We start from the raw sequence: 19639 nt of genomic DNA, 5'->3' as shown, positions 1-19639 counted from the left end.
AATGTTTAAATCAACTTTGACCGCAGCAATCACCACAATGGCGATACTGCCAACCGCAAGTTTTGCGGAAGATTACAACCTGACTGTCGTAACAGGGCATCCGTCCGTTTTTCGATGGGTCCGTATGATCGACGAAGCCTTTATTCCTGTCGCCACTGAGGCGCTGGAGGCTCAAGGTCATAGCGTAGCGTTCCAGACACAATATGGCGGCGCAATCGCCGGTGTCGGGGAAGAGCTTGAGACCGTTGAAAGTGGCTTAGCCGAGATTGGGGTTTGCCTCAGCGTCTTTGACCCTGCCAAGTTGGCCGAGCCAAATGTCACTTATTATACACCGTTTGTATCCACAGACTCGCGCGTGATCGCCAATGTTATGGCGGATTTGCATGAAAACGAACCTGCAATGACGGCTGGCTATACCGAAAACGGCGTCACTTATATTGGTGCACCGGTCATTCTTGATGACTATTTCATCATGTCGAATTTCCCGATCAACACGCCGCAGGATCTAGACGGACGTCGGATCTCTGGCGCCGGACCGAACCTGAACTGGTTGGCTGGTACGGGTGCCGTGGGTGTCGCCGGTAACCTGACGACCTTCTACAACGAAATCCAGAATGGCGTTTACGAAGGGGCTTTCCTATTTGCTTCTGCCGCAATCCCAAGTCGTCTGTATGAAGTTGCACCCCACGTCACCCGTGCACGTTTTGGTGCACAGTTCGCTGGTGGTCTTTGCGTAAATTCCGACTGGATCGAAGACCAACCTGCAGAAGTGGTTGAGGCTCTTAGTGCTGGCGCAGATGCTGCTGGAGCTTGGTACCTTGACGACCTCGAGGCTGCGGTTGAAGCTGCCTATGCGCAGTTCGATGAACTTGGCGTGACGGTGGTCGAAATTTCTCCGGCAGACAACCAAGCTTGGGCCGATGGGATGGACGATGCAGCGCAGACGTGGGCCGCTGAACTGGACGAACGTGGACGTTCCGGCACCGCAGTTCTGAACGCCTATATGGACGCAATGCGCGCCGCAGGTGCAGAACCACTGCGCACTTGGGATGCACAATGACACTCGACGAAAAACCAAAGCAGCGCGAGGGTCTCGCGCTGCAACTTCTTAACACGCTGACCCAAACGCTAAATGTTATCGGGTCTTCGTTGATCGTGGTGGTTGCCTCGATCGTTTGTGTTGATGTCATCAGTCGAAACGCCGCTAACGCACCGTTATCAGGCGTGCCTGAGATCGTGACACTTTGTATCGTTGGAATTGTATTCCTGCAGGCACCGCAAGCCCTGCGCGAAGGTCGTATCCCGCAAAGTACGGCGATTTCTGATGCATTGGCGAAAGCCTCTCCAACCGCCGCACGTGTGTTGGGAACTATCTTAGATTTTTTAGGAATGGTGATCACGGGAATCGTGTTTTACGCAACCTTGCCAATCTTTCTTAAAGCGTGGGAGCGCAACGAATTCATCGGCTCTATTGGTGATTTCACGGCTCCGGTCTGGCCAATCAAGCTGGCCGTCCTGATTGGCAGCGCAATGCTCATCTTACAATTGTTGGCGGGATTGATCCGTCGCTGGGAGAAATAAATGTCCCCTATTGAAATCGGCATGTTGGCACTGGCTGGAATGGGGCTACTTGTCATGTTGGGGATGGCAGTGCCATTCGCGCTTATGTTGGCATCCTTCGCGGGTGTCTGGGCTATCCGAGGGAACCCGGAATTGGCCGCAAAGATGGTTGGTCTGGCGGCAAATGACGCCGTCGCCAGTTACTTTTTCGGCGTAATACCTGTCTTTGTTTTAATGGGTTTTCTTGTTTCCCAGGCAGGGTTCGGGCGCGATGCGTTCGATGTTGCCAATAGTCTGTTCAATCGGATTAAAGGCGGGCTTGGCATTGGAACCGTAGGGGCCAACGCAATTTTTGCCGCGATTACTGGCGTTTCGATCGCTTCGGCGGCCGTATTCACCAAGATCGCCGTCCCTCAAATGCGTCGCCACGGCTATTCAGCGCGCTTCGCGACGGGCATTGTCGCAGGGTCCTCGGTTTTAGGAATGTTGATCCCGCCATCTCTGTTGTTGATCCTGTTCGGGATCTTGACAGAATCCAGCATCGGAGACCTGTTTATTGCAGGCATCGGACCTGGTATTTTACTGGCGCTGGTATTTGCCACAGGCATTTACATCATGGCAAAATGGTACCCCGGATTTGTCGGTGAAATCGACGATACACATACGCCAATGACCTCTCTCACGCTTTTGAAGAAAGCCGGTCCAATCGCTGGACTGATCCTGTTGGTTCTCGGCGGTATTTATACAGGCTTCTTCACACCAGTAGAGGCTGGAGCCGTAGGCGCACTCGGCGCGTTCCTGTTAGGTTTGTGTATGCGTAGGTTCACCCTTTCTTCATTGCGCACAGTTCTTGTGGAAACGGGTCTTGTCACGGCGGCCGTCTGCCTATTAATCATCGCCGCGCAAATGTATTCGCGCATGCTGGCGTTCACGGGCCTACCGCGCGGCTTGGGCGAACTGGCGACAAGCGGAAATTTCAGCGTCCTAATGATCTTGCTGGCCTATGTCGTGGTCGTGATTTTTCTAGGTATGATCCTTGATTCATCGTCCATCATGCTGATCGTGGTGCCGTTGATGTTGCCCGTTATCGAAGCACAGGCGATCGACCTGATTTGGTTTGGTATCGTGACACTGATCGCAATTGAAATCGGTCTTCTGACCCCGCCCTTTGGGTTATCGGTGTTTGTCATTAAGGCCGCGCTCGACGACGACGACGTGTCTCTTTTCGATATCTTTATGGGAGCTGCGCCGTTCGTCCTTATGATGTTGATTGTTTTGGGCCTCGTCATGGCGTTCCCTTGGATCGCAATCGGACTGCTTTAAAAATGCTACATCTCTATCACAGCGCATATTCGACCTGTTCTCAAAAAGTACGGTTGGCTTTGTTTGAAAAGGGGCTGACCTTTGACACCACCGAAATGGAGTTCTGGAGGGGCGATCATCTCACCCCTGAATATCTGGCGATCAATCCGAACGGCGTGGTGCCGACATTGGTGCATGATGGTCACCCCATTCTCGACAGTTCGGTGATTGTTGAATACCTCGACGATGTTTTTCCCAATAACAAGCTGAGCCCAACCGCCCCCGTTGCGCGCGCAAACATGCGCAGTTGGATGCGGTATTTAGAAGAAGTACCGACAACGGCAATCCGCGTGCCATCCTTCAACAAGGTGTTTCGTCAGCTACGGATCGATCTTAGCGACCAAGAGCTAGAGGACGAAGCAAACCGCCGTCCCCTGCGAAAAGGCTTTTATCAGGAAATGGGGCGAGAGGGGTTCAACGACGCGCGATATGAGGCCTCTCTGGGGCAATTGCAGCAGACCATCACGCGCATGGAGCAGGCGTTGACGACAAACCGCTTTCTGTGTGGTGACGACTTAACGCTTGCCGATATTTGCGTGATCCCAACAATAGACCGAATGCGAGATATTGGATTGGGCGACATGGTGACCGTGTCCAAATGTGTGCAACGCTGGTGGACTGACGTTGAACAACGCGAAAGCTTTGCCAACACGTTTTACCCCGGAACGCGTGTCAGCGAACGCTATAAGGTTCTGCCCAACGGCACCCGAAGCAAAGCTTTCGCACACATCAGCACCTGAGCCCATCCACCCAAAGATGGAAGCTACGTATCAGTCTCGTGTGTATGATCTTATTTCTGGACTGAGCAAAACGGGAGAGATGCAAGAAGCGCAGGAGTGTAAAAACTCAAGCCTTTGCAAAAACTTACGAATTAGTGTTGGTTGCGGGAGGGCGCAATCGCCGGAACCTACCAATGCTAATGTGTGTCGTCTAAGCTGACACCAAGGGCGGGAAGCGGACCTTCGCTGCGGGTGCAATAATGTATCAGACATCCAACAAATACAGACATTCCGGTGGAGTTGGGGCATTCCTTTTCAAGAGCCGACTATGATGACCCCAAAGCCTAACCGAGACGGTCTTCTTTGATGGATTTTGGACTGACAACAAACCCTGAGCCTCATTGCCAAGATGCTTGGCGATGTTATCAGGGTGGTAATGTTGAGTGAGTGTCTGAGCGCCTAACATTGGCGGTTGCCAACGATTTTGCAATCTCTTGGTTTGCAACACGGCGAGCAACGAGCAGCGCTACAATCCAGCCTGTACTAACAGCCGTCCCGATCCCAAACCAAACGCCCCACACGTCCAAGCCAAACACGCCGACATAGAGCCAAATGAATAAGGCTACGCCGACACCTTGTCGGTAGACACTGATCCAAAGTGTCCAGATCGGACGTTTGAGACCTTGTAGAAAGGAATTAATTGCAAAGAGCATCATGTAGATGGGAAAAAGAAAACCATCGACCAAAAGATAGCTGGCACCAATATCGATCACGGCTGGGTTTTCGGTAAAAAGCCCCATCGCGTATCGTCCGCCAAACCATAAAAGAGGCATTGCAAACACCGACATTGCAGAGCCGATTTTCCAACACAAAAACAGCGCATCCTTGACCCGTTGGTGATCCGAGGCTCCAAAGCTCTGACCGATGATGGGAAGCAACGCACCCGTCATCCCCAAGACCGGAAGCAGCAGAATTTGTTCGATGCGCAGGGCCACGCCGTAGGCTGCGATTGCGTCTTCACCAAACCCCTTCAACGCGTATTGAACCACAAAACCCGAGATAAACATCACCATCATAGCGGTGCTTGCCGGCAATAGCTGGGCGGTGATCTGTCGGAATTTCGTGGCGTTGGGGCGCAGTTCGGCGAGCCTTGCATCGCGCAACACATCAAGGGCGAAAACACCGCGCAACACCCATAGCATCACCCCCGTTTGGCTGATCACGGTGGACAGCGCGATGCCGTTAAAGCCCATACCGTCCCAGATGCCGGGCACACCGAACATAAGCAACGGATTGAGAACGACGTTCGCGAAAAACGCAACGATCAAACCGCGTTGCAACGTTACCGTGTCGCCATGCGCTTGTAGGATGCCGTTTGCACCGTAAGCCAAGAAAAAACCGGGCAGTGACAAGACGAGCCAATTGAAATAACCCGTTGCGGCATCGCGGTATCCGCCAGGTTCAGACACGAGGGCAATCAGGTAAGGGCCGACGATCCATCCGAGAACCATCAAGATAAGCGTCGCGATGACCCCGAAGGCGATGCCTTGTAAAGCGAAAGCTCGCACACTGCTGGTGTCACGCGATCCTTTGGCGTTGCTAACAAGCGCAGACATTGCAGCACCCAGCCCGAAACCGATAGCCATCATGATAAAGAACGCTTGGAACCCGATTGCGAGGCCAGCTTGCGCCTCGGTTGACAGGCGCCCCGCCCAATAAACATCGACTAAGTTATACAGCGTCGAAAACAACATCCCGAACGCCGCAGGTACAGCAAGAGCGCGAAAATGAGGTAGCAGCGGGCCTTGGGTCAGGTCTAGATCGCGTGTAATACTCACGCTTCTGCTACTTGCATCCGCCGTTCCAAGCGCCGGACAAAGGCCGATACAACAAGGATCAACACAAGATATTCTAGCACAAGCACCGTGTATATTTCCAAAGGTCGGTATTCTGAAACCGACAGTTCATTTGCTTTGCGGGTTAATTCCTGCATTCCAATGACTGACACAAGCGACGACATCTTCAGCATGTAGACCAGCTGATTGCCTAATGCGGGCAAGATACGCCGGATCGCTTGAGGCAGGATCACAAAACGCATTGTATCGCTATAATTTAACGACACAGATTTCGCCGCTTCATATTGCCCGCGGGCGATCGATTGAATGCCTCCGCGGAAAATCTCGGCTTGAAATGCACTGTCTGATAAAGCCAAGGCCAAAACACCGGCCCAAAACACGTTTAATGTGATGCCCGACAGCGCAGGTAGACCGTAGTAGACCCATAAGATCAGCACAAGGATCGGTACGGCGCGCACAATTTCCACGTAGGTGCGATTGAACCTGCGCCAGCCTTTCTTTTCGGACAATCCGGGTAACGCCACGAGCAGCCCGACAATCACAGAAATCGAGATTGCCGTGACAGACAACAAGATCGTGTAATACATCCCTGAGAGCATGAACTTGAGGTTGATCAAGCCCTTAGGCGTGGTTGGATCAACCACATACCAGCCCCAGTTTCCAGAGCATCCTGTGAGCAGTAACAAGGTGGCGAATAACGCGATACATTTCATGCGGGACATCTCAGTGTTGCAAGATTTGTTTGAGGAACGTCGCAAAACGTTGCGACTTTGGCGCGGTGAAGACCTGATCAGGCGGGCCGATCTCGACGATTTCACCTTGATCCATAAACACCATTGTATCCGCCACTTTGCGCGCAAAGCCCATCTCGTGGGTCACAACAATCATTGTCATCCCCGATGAGGCAAGCTCGGTCATAACATCCAAGACTTCTGCGATCATTTCAGGATCCAGGGCCGATGTCGGCTCGTCGAAAAGCAGTATCTTTGAGTCCATGCATAACGCGCGAGCAATCGCGACGCGCTGTTGCTGACCACCCGACAGTTGGCGAGGGTATTTATCGGCTTGGTCAGGAATACGCACCCGTTCTAGATAGGTCATGGCCCGTGCGTTTGCCTCTGCGTCTGAGAGGTTCAGAACACGTCGCGGGCCAAGGGTGAGGTTTTCGAGAACCGTTAGATGCGGGAACAGATTGAACTGCTGGAACACCATCCCGACCGCACCTCGAATCTGGTCGTGGCTTTCTGAATTATCTGTCAACTCGATACCGTTAACGTTAATGTGACCGCTTTCATGCGCCTCAAGTCGGTTAATACAGCGGATCAGGGTCGATTTTCCCGATCCTGATGGGCCGCAAATCACCATGCGTTCCCCCTGCGCGACATCCAAATTGACGGCCTTCAGGGCTTGAAAATCACCATAAAACTTAGAAACATCGCGCATTTTGATCACGGGTTCGACCATAGGCGCGTTATCATTCGTCATGGAATTTCCTTTTTGGGGCGGCGGAAGCCTGAAATAGTGCAATTGGACCGACGTCAATCTTTGCATTGCTTCTAACAAGTGGCAAATTAGATCTCGAATGTTACTCCAAGAGGGAAGACCCATGAAATTTTTCAAAATTGCCGCAACGACCGTTTTGCTGGCGACAAGCGCGGTAGCCGCGTCAGCACAATCCGCACTCAATGAAATCCTAAGCGAAGGCGTGCTAAAGGTCGGCACGACGGGCGATTGGAACCCAATGACAATGCGCGATGTCGCCACAAATTCCTATGTTGGTTATGACATCGACGTAATGACAGAACTTGCCGCCGATCTGGGTGTCGAAGTCGAATTCGTGGCTACGGATTGGAAAACACTGGTCAGTGGCGTTACGGCCGGCCAATACCACATCACAGGATCCGCATCCGTATCACCAGCACGTGCGAAAGCGGCTGGTTACTCTGACAGCTATTTCTCATTGGCGACCGTCCCTTTGACACTGCGCGAGAACGCAGAGCGCTTCACATCTTGGGATGATCTCAACAACCCTGATGTTTCTGTCGCCGCAACACTAGGCACAACCCAAGAGACACAGGTTCGTCAGTACTTTCCTGACGCCGAGCACCGGATCGTCGAAGCCCCAGCCCGTGACTTCCAAGAGGTTCTAGCGGGGCGTGCCGATGCCAACATCACATCGAACGTTGAAGCAAACCAACTGGTTGCCCAATACGAACAGCTGATGATCGTTCCAGTCGCAGAAGCGCGTTCCCCAACGCCGATCGCGATGCTTTTGCCGCAAGATGACCAAGTTTGGATCAACTATGTGAACACATGGATCACGCTTAAGCAGGAACAGGGCTTCTTCGATGAGCTCGGTGTTAAATGGCAACTGCTTGCTGAATAAGTCCTGCGTGTAATTTGAAAACAAAGCCGCCCGCTGTCCTGCGGGCGGCCTGTTTATTATAAAGGACCCTCAGATGCTAACGATCTACGCAGTGCCCGTTTCGGTTTACAACGCTAAGCTACGTATTTTGTTACGGCACAAAGGCGTTCCATTTTCAGAGCAGCCACCACCGGGGGGCTATGGCTCTGCAGAATACAAATCGCTGGTGCCTTCTGGCAATTTGCCCGCCATGGTTCATGGCGATCTGATATTGGCAGATTCCGAAGCAATTGCAGAATACATCGAAGAGGCGTTCCCAGAAACACCGATGCTGCCTGACACTATTTACCTACGCGCCTAAGCCCGTGAAAAAAGCCGCTTGCATGACACGCGTCTGGAACCTGCCGTGCGGGCGATCTACCCAAACGTTGCCTATGATGGCCGTGACGCCGAAGCTATCAAAACAGGCGGCGCCACGATTTCAAAACATCTACAATCGCTCGCACTGTTCCTCGAAACAGATCAACTGCCCTCTGATACGCTCTGGATGTGTGACTGCGGGTTCGCCGTGACCTTTGCATGGATCAGAGCGTTTGAAGAAGCTCTCGAATTGCCGATTGATTGGCCAGATGCCGTTTTGGCCTATGATGCGCGCCTGCGGAACCACCCAGTGGTCGCGCAAGAGCTGTCACAATATCACGCAGCGATGGAGGCTTATCTGTTGAAGGCAAAGCCGCCTTTACCGTAAGCCAAAAGGGTTGGTCGCACGAATTGAAAAAATGGAAATCGACAACAGTTTTCGGGATGCTAGATTATTCTAAATGGTCTGGTACAGCGTCGCTGAGAAACCTAACCAGAGCTTACGCTTGCATTTGAAAGTGGTCGCTTTCAATGTCTCTGTGAATGCTCACTCCGCCCGCATTGTACGAATTCGCCCGTCACAGGGTTTCGTGACTGCAGAGAATGTCTGGTCTGAGCAGACAGCAGTCATCTGGGCTTCCTGAAATGCTGCGGTATCGATCAATGTCCGCTATGCGGGTTGCGAATGCAGCATTGGCATGGCGAGGCGAATGGCAGCAATGGGCCGTTCCTATCAGTCGCAATGTACCTTTCAGGTGCGAATGCTGCGAACGATCTAATGGCGACTATGAGCCCTAAGCCGACATTCGGCCTGGTGTCGCCACGCTGCGGCTGCAGCCCACATAGCTGCCATTCATTGTCAGCGCAGCATTTAGCAAAGCGGGAATGACCGGACCGCGGGACAGGACCGACCTTGGAGACCTTCCACCAAATGACTGCTTTTCCGAGGCTGCAAATACGGAGAAAAACACCTCGGTCAGATAACGGACCTTCGCTGCGGAAGTGCGGTAACTAGGACAGTTTCGTGAAAGCTGCTGTTCACTATGTGGTCGAACCCAAGAATGCCGTGATCGGCCCAATGGCGGGAACTAGCCCAATCTAACCAATTTTCTGAAACGCCGCTATGGTCTGCTTTCGTGGAGTGGGGGCTTATTGATCAATATTCACTGCTTATTCCTGACCTTCAACCAGCTTAGATAAAAAGAAATAAAGACGTGCATGACTAGCTGATGTGGGTGGCAAAGGGTCGGCCGCGCTCCAATTCCAGTGCAACGACTTCCGAAAGAAAAACTTGGGCCTCGGCGCGAGTGATCCTTTTGCCCTTCACGAATAGGATGGAAGTCATGAAAGCAAAATTTATAAGTGCAGAGATTTTTTTTGTGGTGGAACACTCTTTTGTCTGAAGATTAACCTAACAAAATCCCGGTTTTGATTGGTTCAATGTTTTGGTCGCCATCGACGCCAAACATAAACTGCGCCACGGCGATACGTGATTCAGATGCTCCATTGAGCCCGTCCACTTAATTGAAAGGATCTCGAGTATATTTACGCGCATATTCCCGCTTTACGCACCCTCGTGATGCAGAGGGGAAAACCAACGCAGCCCAATGCAGGCAATTTTAATAAATCAGTAACTTAGAAGAAAGCTGGCTGTACCTCAAAAGAGGTTTAGGAAAATTCGGCTAATATGTTCAGCCAACTCAAAGTTGGGTCAGCTATACTGATAGACCGCCCGCCTATACCTTTAGACACCAGCAATAACTTTCCAAAGTGTTTAGCCACAAAAGTTGGGGCTATGTTTGGAAAGGGATGTCGATATGGCACGGAACATTTACGGGACTTCAGAGAGCGATACCATTGAGGGTGGCGCTGGCCCTGACCACATTTATGGCAAATCTGGCGATGATAACGTCGTTTCATCAAGCAGCGCGGACGAGGTATTTGGCCAGTCTGGGGAAGACACAATCGACCTTGGCGGTGGGGCGGATAAGGGCTTTGCAGGCTCAGGTGATGACTTTGTTGATGGGTCAAATGGTTCCGATAGCATCTTCGGAGGCAGCGGCAACGATCTCTTGTTGGGCGGAGATGTGAGCGCAGGCGCTGCATCTGCAGAAGCCTTAGGTGGGGTCGACGACTACATTTGGGGCGGCACTGGTGAAGACGATATATTCGGTCAAAGCGGGAACGATCGGCTTCTTGGCCAAGCGGATGACGACTTGGTGTCCGGTGAAGAAGGCAGCGACTACATGTTCGGAGGCGGCGGCAAAGACGTCCTGTTCGGGGGGACTGGGAACGACGTCGCTTACGGTGGTAGCGGAAATGACAATCTGTCTGGTGAAAACGGCGTCGATTACCTTTTCGGTGGAGCCAACGCTGACGTTCTAAGCGGGGGCACGGGAGGCGACGTCCTAAATGGGGACGGCGGCGATGACCTGTTGCTTGGCGAAGAAGGGAGCGACCTTCTGAACGCCGGCCGTGGGCACGATCAAGCCTTTGGCGGAGCTGCGAATGACACGATCAACCTGTTTGAGGGTAACGACTTTGCTGTTGGGGGTGCCGGTGAAGATCAAATCCGAGGAGGTGTCGGCAATGACATAATTTATGGCGACTATCTTCCCGAAAACCTGCTTTCCGACGACGGCGAAAGTGTGGGGCGGTCTGTTGCGCAATTCGAAGGCACTGATTGGGTTGTTACGAATGATAGCGAAACCGGCCAGACGTCAATGACGCAAACCGTCGATACTGATGCTGATAAGAGCTATGTGATCAGCGTCGATGTAGCCGCGAATTTCGCTGGGGGCTTTGTTTCAGGAGCAATTGAGGTGCTATGGAATGGGGTTGTAATCGATACCGTACAGGTCGATAGCGGTGCGTTCGAGACCCTTACATATGAGGTCTCTGGCGTAGGTGATGGTACCGGAATCTCTATTCGAACAGCAGAGTCTGACGGAACAGCGACGTCAATTTACGACACATCAGGTCCCATCATTACCTACGAGAAAACAGTCGACCTAGGTGATGGGGCGTTCGACGTTGCGGCCTTCGCCCCTGGTCAAGCAAAACTCTTTCAGGTCATCAGTGGGCAGTTGCAAATTTTCGATACAGAAACTCAGACCTATACGAGTGTGGGTAGCGACACAGGCTTCAAGATCAATGCAATCGGGTTTAACGCCGAAGATGATTTGATCTACGGCTACGCGCGGTCCAACGGTGTTGACGCCCTAGGAAACCCGCTTGATGTGAACTCGCTCATTATGATGGATGCCACAGGGCAGGTTTATCGGTTGGGTGACGGATCTCATCCCGATTTTGTCGGTGACTTCGACGCTTTCGGCAATCTTTGGACGTTCCATTCAACATTGGATCGGGCAACTATGGTTGATGTGGATGATCTTGATGAAGATGGTAACCCACGCGTAGAAACCTTCGAGTTTCCCGCTGGCCTGGTGTCGTCCAATATCTACGACATTGCCTACAATCACGAGAACAATTTGTTCTATGGCGTGGTTGCCCCAAATAGCTCCGGCAATGCTGGCAGTATCTTGGTGATCGACATGAATGCAGTTTCAAATGGTGGCGTTCCGGTCGTTTCTGAAATTCCGATCATACAATCCCTAATCGAAGGCGAAACAATCATTGGAATGCCACAAGGGGCCTTTGGTGCCGTGTTTATGGACGGTTTGGGGAACCTGTACGCTGGCTTGAATAGTGGTGATCATGACCTTGATCCGGCGACAGAAAATTCAGGTGGTGTTTACCTGATCAACATCGACGATACTGGGCAGTTCGCAACCGCAGAGCTAATTTCATCAGCGCAATCGACAGGCAACAATGATGGAGCGATGGACCCCCGAGGAAACGATCCGTTCGCCGATATCGATGCAACCGCAGATGTCTTGGTCAATGATATTACTGTTAGTGAGTTGGAAGGCGCTGGCTGGGATGACACGATCTCGGCTGGGGCTGGCGACGATATCGTTCACGGAGGCGGGTTGGACGACTTGATCAACGGCGGAATTGGTAACGACCAGCTGTTTGGAGAGGCCGGCTTCGATACTTTGTACGGGCTTGATGGCGCCGATCAGCTTGATGGTGGTTCTGGGAACGACAAGCTGCATGGGGGCGCGGGCGACGATGTCGTTTTGGGCGGTGCGGGTGGTGATACTCTGTACGGTGAGTCTGGCCTAGATGCGCTTCAAGGCGGATCAGGTAACGATGTCATCTATGGCGGCGCTGGTAATGATGACCTGACCGGGGGTAACGGGAATGATGTGCTCTGGGGCGGTGCTGCTGATGACTCGTTATTCGGTGGTCGCGGCAATGACACTTTGTCAGGCAATTCCGGTGAAGATCACCTCGAAGGTGGCCGTGGGAACGATCACATCTCAGGTAACGCGGGAGCAGACGACCTAAGCGGCGAGAGTGGCAACGACATTCTTTTAGGAGGAAGTGGCGACGATATTTTGTCTGGGAATAACGGGAATGATGAACTTTTCGGAGGTGAGGGGGCTGATGTCCTTTACGGTGGTGCAGGACGCGACGCGATCTCGGGTGGCGCCAACGGCGACCATCTGTTCGGAGGTGGAGGACAAGATCAACTTGATGGCGGTTCCGGCGCCGATGAAATTTATGGGGGCGCTGGTTCTGATACCATTTCTGGTGGTGCGGGCGTTGACGTAATTGAGGCAGGTACCGGCAACAACGAAATACAGGGCGGTGGCGGCGGTGATGCTTTCGTATTCTTGTCGTCAAATGGCACCCACCACGACACTATTTTGGACCACCAGTTTAGGGGCGCGACCCAAGATTTGATTGACCTGTCAGATTTTGGTCTTTTGGATGTGTACGCAAACACAGAAGCATGGGCTGCCGAACACGTTTCGGTTACGAATGACGGCGGATTCTTCGTTCAGTTGGGATATGGTCAGTCGATCACGCTTTATGGGAGCGTTGTCGTTGATCAAGGTGATCTTGATACGTTCTACTCGACCTTAATTCTCTAGCGGTGCCAAAGGGTACATGCGATCATCCTCAGACCTAGGGGCACTTATTGGGGCATTTGGGCCCCTTTAGTGCACCGCTAACACTGAAATTATGGTCGAGAGGAGCTGGCTGGGGTGGTAGGATTCGAACCTACGGTGCACGCTACCAAAAAGCGTTGCCTTACCACTTGGCTACACCCCATCAGCGAGGTGGGTGATACGCAAATCCCGACAGGGGATCAACCCACAAAAACTGCTAATTCTTCATTCCTTTGCGGCGTCATCTCGCAGCAGGTCTTCGCCGTCGGATTCTTCGCGCTCTGCGTCGATCATCCGATCAAGTGCGCCTTCGGCTTCGGCGTTCACAACGGCGACTTCGGCGCTTTCCTGAATTGGCTGTGGCTTAGCCGGGTTCGCGGCTGCAGGGCCGTCCATTGAGGGCGTAGAACCGTCTATTTGCAACGTGTAGGTCGTATTCGGGAGGGCAACGCCAGAAGCCTCAATCGCGCGCTTAACAAGGCGTAACGCCTCTCCGCGGGCTAAGCTCATGGATGTTTCGATTTGGTCGATCCAACCGACCACAACGATTTCAATACCTGCATCAGTGATGTCACCGATCCAAGCATTTGCGGCGGGTTCGTTCAAAACAAAGGGTAAGTTTTGCGTCGTCGTTACCGCGAGCTCACGCGTTGCGCCAAGATCCGCGCTGCTGTCGATGCCGATGGTGAACATGAAACGGCGTTCGCGGTTTTGACTGAAATTGATGATCCGACTTTTGAAAACCGTCGCGTTGGGGATTCGGATGTGGTTGCCATCAAAGCTCAGCAAGATAGTCGCGCGGCTGGTTAGGCGGATGACCTTACCTTGATCACCATTGATCTCGACCACATCGTTTGGGCGGAATGGCTGACGGATGGACAGCATCACAGAGGCGATAAAATTCTCAACTGTGTCGCGCACGGCAAAACCAATCGCCAAACCAATCAGACCAGCAGCACCAAGGATCGTCGACAACAAAGCTGTTGCGTTCATGATGTCTAACGCAATGACGATGCCGGCGATCACGAAAGCAATGCGCACGATTGTCCGGAATAGGTCAGCAATAAAGGCGTTTGGCGCGAGGCGGTTCCACGGGTTCTTCCAGCGGGCGACGGACATGCCGACCCAAATGATGATCAGGAAAACGGTAAGCGCGATAAGGGCGAGGGGGAGCTGAATGAGCAATTGTTCGACCCTGCCCATGAAACGCTCAATTGCGGGATCAAGGCGGCGGACGATGTCTGTGGTTTCAGACACGTCGTTCTTGATGGCGACCACGCCCTCAACCCGCGTTACAAGCGCGTCGAGGTCTTGTGCTTCATTGCGTGAATTGGCGGTGCCGCGCAGGGTAACGACGCCATCAGAGACCGTAACGGTGACATCTTCGTAATTGCCCAGCTCGCCAAGGATTTCACGAATACGAACAGCGATATTCGCGTCCATTTCACCGCTTTGTTCCGTGGTGATCGTGCCGGATGGTGCCTCTTGGGCGGCCATCGGGACGGCAGGTAACAGGAGAGCAAGGAATGTGAAGACGCGAAGGAAATGCATAATGGGTCGCCGTTTTAAAATTGATACGGCGACCTTAAGGGGTTCGAATCTGACTGACCAGAGTGCGTTACAGACGAATTGGGTCGGCCTTCGCGATGCCATCAATCGCCATCAACGTCTTCATGACGCCGTCCATATCGGAAAGCGCGATCATATTCGGGCCATCGGATGGGGCGTTGTCTGGGGCTTCGTGTGTTTCAAGGAAAACCGCACCGATGCCTTGTGCAACTGCTGCGCGTGCCAAAACCGGAGCAAATTCACGCTGACCGCCGCTTGATCCGCCAAGGCCGCCGGGCTGGGCAACGGCGTGGGTTGCGTCCATCACCACCGGATACCCAGTTTTCATCATTTCAGGCAGGGACCGCATGTCGGCCACCAGTGCGTTGTAGCCAAAGGACACGCCACGTTCCGTCAACATGATGCGTTCATTTCCCGTGGATTCGATTTTGCCAACCACGTTGGCCATGTCCCAAGGCGCAAGGAACTGGCCTTTCTTGACGTTCACAACCGCGCCAGTTTCGCCTGCGGCAAGCAGCAGATCCGTCTGGCGGCACAGAAACGCGGGAATTTGTAGGATGTCGACAACCTCAGCGACAGGCGCACATTGCTCAGCGGTGTGGATGTCCGTCAAAACGGGGCAACCGAACTCGGCCTTGATTGCCGCGTGGATCGCGAGACCTTCGTCCAGTCCAAGACCGCGCTTGCCTGAAAGCGATGTGCGGTTGGCCTTGTCGTAGCTGCCTTTAAACACGAACTGCGCGCCGTAAGCATCGCAAACACGGGCCATTTCGGTGGCGATCATACGGGCATGATCAAGGCTTTCGAGTTGGCAGGGGCCTGCGATGACCGTCAATGGGCGGTCGTTGGAGGCCGTAATCGACCCGATCTTTACATCTTTCATCGTGTAGCCATCCGCCTTTGTTTTCCGTTACGCGCTGACCTGTTCACGCAAGATCGAGGCTGTGAGCGAGATCATCAGATAGATGCCTGAGAAAATCAGGAAGGCCAACAGCGTGTTCTCAAACGATCTTGGGTAAGTCGGCTCATCCGGCGCGATTGGGGCAACGGACACAGATAAATAACGTACCTGACGGTTTGCTTCGATTTCAGCAGTCGACAAGGTCGATTGTGCGGTTTGAACGTTTAAAACTTCAAAGGCGTAGTTTTCCTCAGCAACGCGCAAACGCGCATCGTTTGTCGTCAAAGAGCCTTCGCTGGACATTTGACTTCTGAGCAAGGCGATTTGGTTTTCGATCTGCGCAATGCTGTTTTCCGTCGCCCGTACCTGCGCCTCGTTCGGCCGGCGAACACCCGCGAACCCTGCGAGGTTCAATTGCTCCTGATCGAGCTCGACTTGTAGGGTCGTGATACGTTGTTGCAATGCGGCCTGTTCTGCACCGACGGGACCTGTCTCGGTTTCCTGCTGAATGGTGATCAATTCAGTAAGGGCAGTTTGGCGACGTTGCTGCGCCAATTCGAAATTGGCTCGAGCGCCTGACATTTGATCTTCGCGCACGCGCTGGGTCAGCTGGTCAACCTGTTCTTCAGCATACCTGATAAGCGCATCGGAAAAGTCCTGACTCTTGACCGGGTCAGCGGCGATGACTTCCATTTTGAGGATGCCTTCGGCTGGATCGAGACCAATTTTCACAAGATCTTGGAACATTGCGTAAGCCGCTTCACGTGTCGCGTCCTCGTCTAAGCGTTGGATGGCATCAATGTCAGGGTTAGAGAAATGCTCGGTAAATCCGTGTTCTTCGTCTAGTCGCAAAAAGGCCTCACGCGAGGTCATGAACGACTGCACCGTGGTGCTGTCGGTTTGCGTGGCAAGGCCGGTTCCTTGGAACAAGCTGCCCAAACCGCCTCCGCCTTGGCTTTCTGCCTGTTGGATAATGAATTCGGATTTTGTTCCATACATCGGCGTTGCGATTGTAAAAAAGTAAAAGCCAGCAGCGATTGTTGGAAGAAGAACAAACATCGCCAAACGCCCTATCAGGGACGCGATATTGCGGCGGCGGCGTTTTGCGATGTCGCGTTGAATGCGGCCGATTTCACTTGCGCGGCGCTCAGCAGGATTTTCACCTGGTCCGAGTTGCGTTGACGGTAAACTTGTTTTGCGCTGCACGGTTTGGGGAAGTTGCACCCTTGCTTGGTCGGCGGGAACTTTGGCCGTGGCCGCCCGCATCTGGCCGGCTGCGACGTTGGTTTGCCCGTCGTCAGGGGTCACAAGCTCAAGTACATTTGCACGCTGAAACGGGTCAATCCCATGTTGGCGCAACTGGCGAACCGCGTCGAAATCAGATGTCACCGCAAAACCGCTCTTTTGGGCGACGCGGCGGGCCATACGCAATTGGCGTCCGGTCAGCCCTTCTTGGCGGATCGCATCAATGTCTGTTTCGGCGGTAACAGTGTTTGCGCTGTCGACAGTACCTGACATTGCACCGCCCACACCTTGAGAATGGCCCTGCGCCGAAGGCGAAGTCGGGGCGGCTGTGTCGAGTGTAGGATCGGACGATGTCGCTGCGGCGTTAGCCGTGCTGGAACCGCGTCGTATCCGGAATTTCTGTGCCTTGGGCTTCGTAGTCATAGAGCTGTTTCGCTTCTTCCAAGGTGTCAAACATGGTCAACTGACCATCCCGAAGGACGGCAGCAGACCGGGCGAATTTTTCAAGCGTTTCCGCTTGGTGTGATACGATGATGACCGTCGTGGTGGCTAACCGTTCCCTGAGAACTTCACCGGCTTTGCGGTTGAACTCAGCATCGGTGGTTTGGGGCATGCCCTCATCAATCAGGTAAATGTCAAAGTCGAGCGCGAGCATCAACGAAAACGTAAAACGTGCCTTCATTCCGGACGAGTATGTGCCGATGGGCATATCGAAATATTCATCAATTCCGGTCATCCAACGGCAAAATGCTTCGACGTAATCGGGATCAAGGCCATAAAGCCGCGCGATATAGCGGCTGTTTTCCATCGCCGTATGGCGATTCACGACGCCACCCATAAACCCGAGCGGAAATGAAACGCGACAGTTGCGGTTTACTTGTCCTTCGTCAGGCTTTTCCAAGCCCGCCATCATATTGATGATCGTGGTTTTACCCGTGCCGTTTGGCGCTAAGATACCGAGCGAGTTGCCAAGCTCCACGCGAAAACTCGCGCGATCAAGGATTACCTTGCGCTGGGTGCCGGTCCAAAAGGACTTACTGACGTTCACAAACTCAAGCATTGAATGCCTATACTACCTCGGTTCGGGGCGATTGTTGGTCTTTCCGCCTTACGTGACAGATTACCCCTTCATTGTCTCCAATAAGAGAACAATCTGGCTATAATATGTCGGTGTAGACCTAAAATTTTCAACGCTTAAGTCCCGAAATCGTGAAAGACGCGCATAATTGCGTGCATCCGCTGGTGAATAGGCGGGAAACCCGTATTTAGAGTAAATGACCTTGAGCGACGAAATCAACGACTGCCGAATATGCGCCGAGCGGTTTCGCGCAACCAAGACCGCCCATGAACCGCGCCCCGTCGTTTGGTTTTCGTCCTCGGCGCGCATACTGATCGCCGGCCAAGCCCCTGGTATGAAGGTTCACAATAGCGCTCGCCCCTTTACCGACCCATCCGGAGATAGACTGCGGGACTGGCTTGGGCTTGATGATCTTGATTTTTATGACAAATCCCGCGTGGCGATTGTCCCGATGGCGTTTTGTTTCCCCGGATATGACGCCAAAGGATCTGACCTGCCACCGCCACCTATTTGCGGCCAAACTTGGCATGATCGCGTGATGAAAACGCTTTCGCAAGTTCGATTGCGGGTGTTGGTTGGGGCATCGGCGCATCGGTATCATTTGGGGGTGAAGCGAGGTGTCAGTGAAACTGTTGCAGGGTGGCGCGACCATGCGCCTGATACGTTTGTCTTGCCTCATCCGTCTTGGCGCAATACCGGATGGTTAAAGAAGAATCCGTGGTTCGAGGAAGAGGTTTTGCCCGCCCTGCGTGCCCGTGTGAAAGAGGTTTTGAATGACTGACGTAACAGAGATCGACCGCGCCCATGCTGCAATGGTTGCTGATGAAGCCGACGACGTCGCGCGGTTGCGGTTTTATGAGCGCCTCGCCGAGAGCGAGTTGTTCATGTTGCTGGAAGGCGAAGCCGAGGGTGACCAGATTTCACCCGCAATGTTTGAAGCCGAAGGTCAGGAGTTCGTTCTGATTTTTGATCGCGAAGAACGCATGGTTGATTTCTACGGTAAGGCGATTGCGCCCTACGCCGCGCTTTCAGGGCGCGGTATGGCCCAGATGCTGACAGGGCAACGTATCGGCATGGCATTGAATATGGGTGTCGCACCGTCCGCGATGTTGGTGCCGGCCGAAGCTGTTGATTGGCTCGCACAAACGCTTGGGAATGACCCTGAAGAGGTTGACGGCCAAATCACCGAATTGACGGCGCCAAAAGGGTTGCCAGAAGTATTGCTCGAAGCGCTTGATCGCAAGTTAGCGACTGCGGCTGGGCTCGCGGTTGAAGCCTATTTGTGCGGCGTTACCTATGAAGGTGGCGGACGCGGGCATATGCTTGCGTTTGTCGGGACCGTTGAAGGCGCGGAAGGTGCGTTAACGGCGGCGGTCAACGAAGCTTTGGTGTTTTCAGGGATCGATGCGGGCATGTTGGATGTCGCCCATCTTGAAGGCGGTGATCCGGTGTCTGAACGCGTTGCAAAGGTCGGGTTGCGGTTCGATCTGCCAAGCCCGCAGATGCCGAGCCAACCTGGAGCGAACCCGGGGATGGACCCAAATAAACCGCCAAAGTTGCATTAAGTTGTAGCCAATAAAATGAGTATTTAAGAGCCAAAGAA

General features: G+C 53.2%; 17 protein-coding genes and 1 tRNA gene. 10 read left to right on the top strand and 8 right to left on the bottom strand.

From position 1 onward, the window contains the following. Position 1 precedes the first annotated feature (1 nt). Genes OSB_RS12875 through OSB_RS12860 form a run of 4 tightly spaced genes read left to right on the top strand, consistent with a single transcriptional unit; the run spans position 2 to position 3662 of the window. Positions 2-1060 (top strand): C4-dicarboxylate TRAP transporter substrate-binding protein, encoded by a 1059-nt coding sequence (locus OSB_RS12875; protein ID WP_049835373.1) that lies wholly within the window; start codon positions 2-4, stop codon positions 1058-1060. Continuing rightward, positions 1057-1581, top strand: a complete 525-nt coding sequence (locus tag OSB_RS12870) for a TRAP transporter small permease subunit (RefSeq protein ID WP_049835372.1) — start codon at positions 1057-1059, stop codon at positions 1579-1581. The genes OSB_RS12875 and OSB_RS12870 overlap by 4 nt, the downstream gene beginning before the upstream one ends. Then, entirely contained in the window at positions 1582-2883 is a 1302-nt protein-coding gene (locus OSB_RS12865; protein WP_049835371.1) for a TRAP transporter large permease, read from the top strand. It begins immediately after the preceding gene. Positions 2884-2885: 2 nt separating this feature from the next. Continuing rightward, the gene (locus OSB_RS12860; RefSeq protein ID WP_049835370.1) at positions 2886-3662 is read left to right on the top strand and encodes a glutathione S-transferase family protein; all 777 of its coding nucleotides are present in this window, start codon (positions 2886-2888) and stop codon (positions 3660-3662) included. A gap of 404 nt (positions 3663-4066) precedes the next feature. Here the strand turns inward: OSB_RS12860 and OSB_RS12855 are convergent, their stop codons facing one another. The 3 genes from OSB_RS12855 to OSB_RS12845 are packed head-to-tail and all read right to left on the bottom strand — an operon-like array spanning position 4067 to position 6961. Beyond that, positions 4067-5479: an MATE family efflux transporter gene (locus OSB_RS12855; protein ID WP_049835369.1), complete on the bottom strand. Its 1413-nt coding sequence runs from the start codon at positions 5477-5479 to the stop codon at positions 4067-4069. Further along, positions 5476-6210, bottom strand: coding sequence for an amino acid ABC transporter permease (locus tag OSB_RS12850; RefSeq protein ID WP_049836166.1), 735 nt, complete (start codon positions 6208-6210; stop codon positions 5476-5478). Before OSB_RS12850 ends, OSB_RS12855 begins: the two co-directional genes overlap by 4 nt. 10 nt (positions 6211-6220) lie before the next feature. After that, positions 6221-6961, bottom strand: coding sequence for an amino acid ABC transporter ATP-binding protein (locus tag OSB_RS12845; protein WP_049836165.1), 741 nt, complete (start codon positions 6959-6961; stop codon positions 6221-6223). A 142-nt stretch (positions 6962-7103) separates the two neighbouring features. Between OSB_RS12845 and OSB_RS12840 the strand changes: the two genes are divergently transcribed. The 4 genes from OSB_RS12840 to OSB_RS12830 all read left to right on the top strand — a co-directional run bounded on the left by OSB_RS12840 (position 7104) and on the right by OSB_RS12830 (position 13225). After that, a complete protein-coding gene (locus OSB_RS12840; protein ID WP_049835368.1) occupies positions 7104-7883 on the top strand; it encodes a transporter substrate-binding domain-containing protein in 780 nt (259 codons plus the stop codon). Between the two features lie 73 nt (positions 7884-7956). After that, positions 7957-8223 (top strand): glutathione S-transferase family protein, encoded by a 267-nt coding sequence (locus OSB_RS16885; protein ID WP_234967427.1) that lies wholly within the window; start codon positions 7957-7959, stop codon positions 8221-8223. Positions 8224-8241: 18 nt separating this feature from the next. Then, a complete protein-coding gene (locus tag OSB_RS16880; protein ID WP_234967428.1) occupies positions 8242-8610 on the top strand; it encodes a hypothetical protein in 369 nt (122 codons plus the stop codon). Between the two features lie 1429 nt (positions 8611-10039). Beyond that, positions 10040-13225 (top strand): calcium-binding protein, encoded by a 3186-nt coding sequence (locus OSB_RS12830; protein ID WP_049835367.1) that lies wholly within the window; start codon positions 10040-10042, stop codon positions 13223-13225. Positions 13226-13331: 106 nt separating this feature from the next. On the opposite strand, the gene OSB_RS12825 is transcribed toward OSB_RS12830, so the two are convergent. The 5 genes from OSB_RS12825 to OSB_RS12805 all read right to left on the bottom strand — a co-directional run bounded on the left by OSB_RS12825 (position 13332) and on the right by OSB_RS12805 (position 18018). After that, positions 13332-13406 (bottom strand) — tRNA-Gln (locus OSB_RS12825). Positions 13407-13468: 62 nt separating this feature from the next. Beyond that, positions 13469-14794 (bottom strand): mechanosensitive ion channel domain-containing protein, encoded by a 1326-nt coding sequence (locus OSB_RS12820; protein WP_049835366.1) that lies wholly within the window; start codon positions 14792-14794, stop codon positions 13469-13471. Between the two features lie 67 nt (positions 14795-14861). Further along, positions 14862-15695 carry a 3-deoxy-8-phosphooctulonate synthase gene (gene kdsA, locus OSB_RS12815; RefSeq protein ID WP_049835365.1) on the bottom strand — a complete coding sequence of 278 codons (834 nt, stop codon included), beginning with the start codon at positions 15693-15695 and terminating at the stop codon, positions 14862-14864. Positions 15696-15722: 27 nt separating this feature from the next. Continuing rightward, positions 15723-17381 (bottom strand): KpsE/RkpR family capsule polysaccharide export protein, encoded by a 1659-nt coding sequence (locus tag OSB_RS12810; RefSeq protein ID WP_049835364.1) that lies wholly within the window; start codon positions 17379-17381, stop codon positions 15723-15725. After that, on the bottom strand, positions 17323-18018 hold the full coding sequence (locus OSB_RS12805; protein ID WP_049835363.1) for an ABC transporter ATP-binding protein: 696 nt from the start codon (positions 18016-18018) through the stop codon (positions 17323-17325). Before OSB_RS12805 ends, OSB_RS12810 begins: the two co-directional genes overlap by 59 nt. A 214-nt stretch (positions 18019-18232) precedes the next feature. Between OSB_RS12805 and OSB_RS12800 the strand changes: the two genes are divergently transcribed. Continuing rightward, the gene (locus tag OSB_RS12800) at positions 18233-18817 is read left to right on the top strand and encodes a uracil-DNA glycosylase family protein (protein ID WP_049835362.1); all 585 of its coding nucleotides are present in this window, start codon (positions 18233-18235) and stop codon (positions 18815-18817) included. Further along, positions 18810-19601 carry an SseB family protein gene (locus tag OSB_RS12795; RefSeq protein ID WP_049835361.1) on the top strand — a complete coding sequence of 264 codons (792 nt, stop codon included), beginning with the start codon at positions 18810-18812 and terminating at the stop codon, positions 19599-19601. Before OSB_RS12800 ends, OSB_RS12795 begins: the two co-directional genes overlap by 8 nt. Positions 19602-19639: the final 38 nt, after the last annotated feature.

Source organism: Octadecabacter temperatus (genome assembly GCF_001187845.1).
Taxonomy (GTDB): domain Bacteria; phylum Pseudomonadota; class Alphaproteobacteria; order Rhodobacterales; family Rhodobacteraceae; genus Octadecabacter; species Octadecabacter temperatus.
This window is presented reverse-complemented; position numbering and strand designations above follow the sequence as displayed.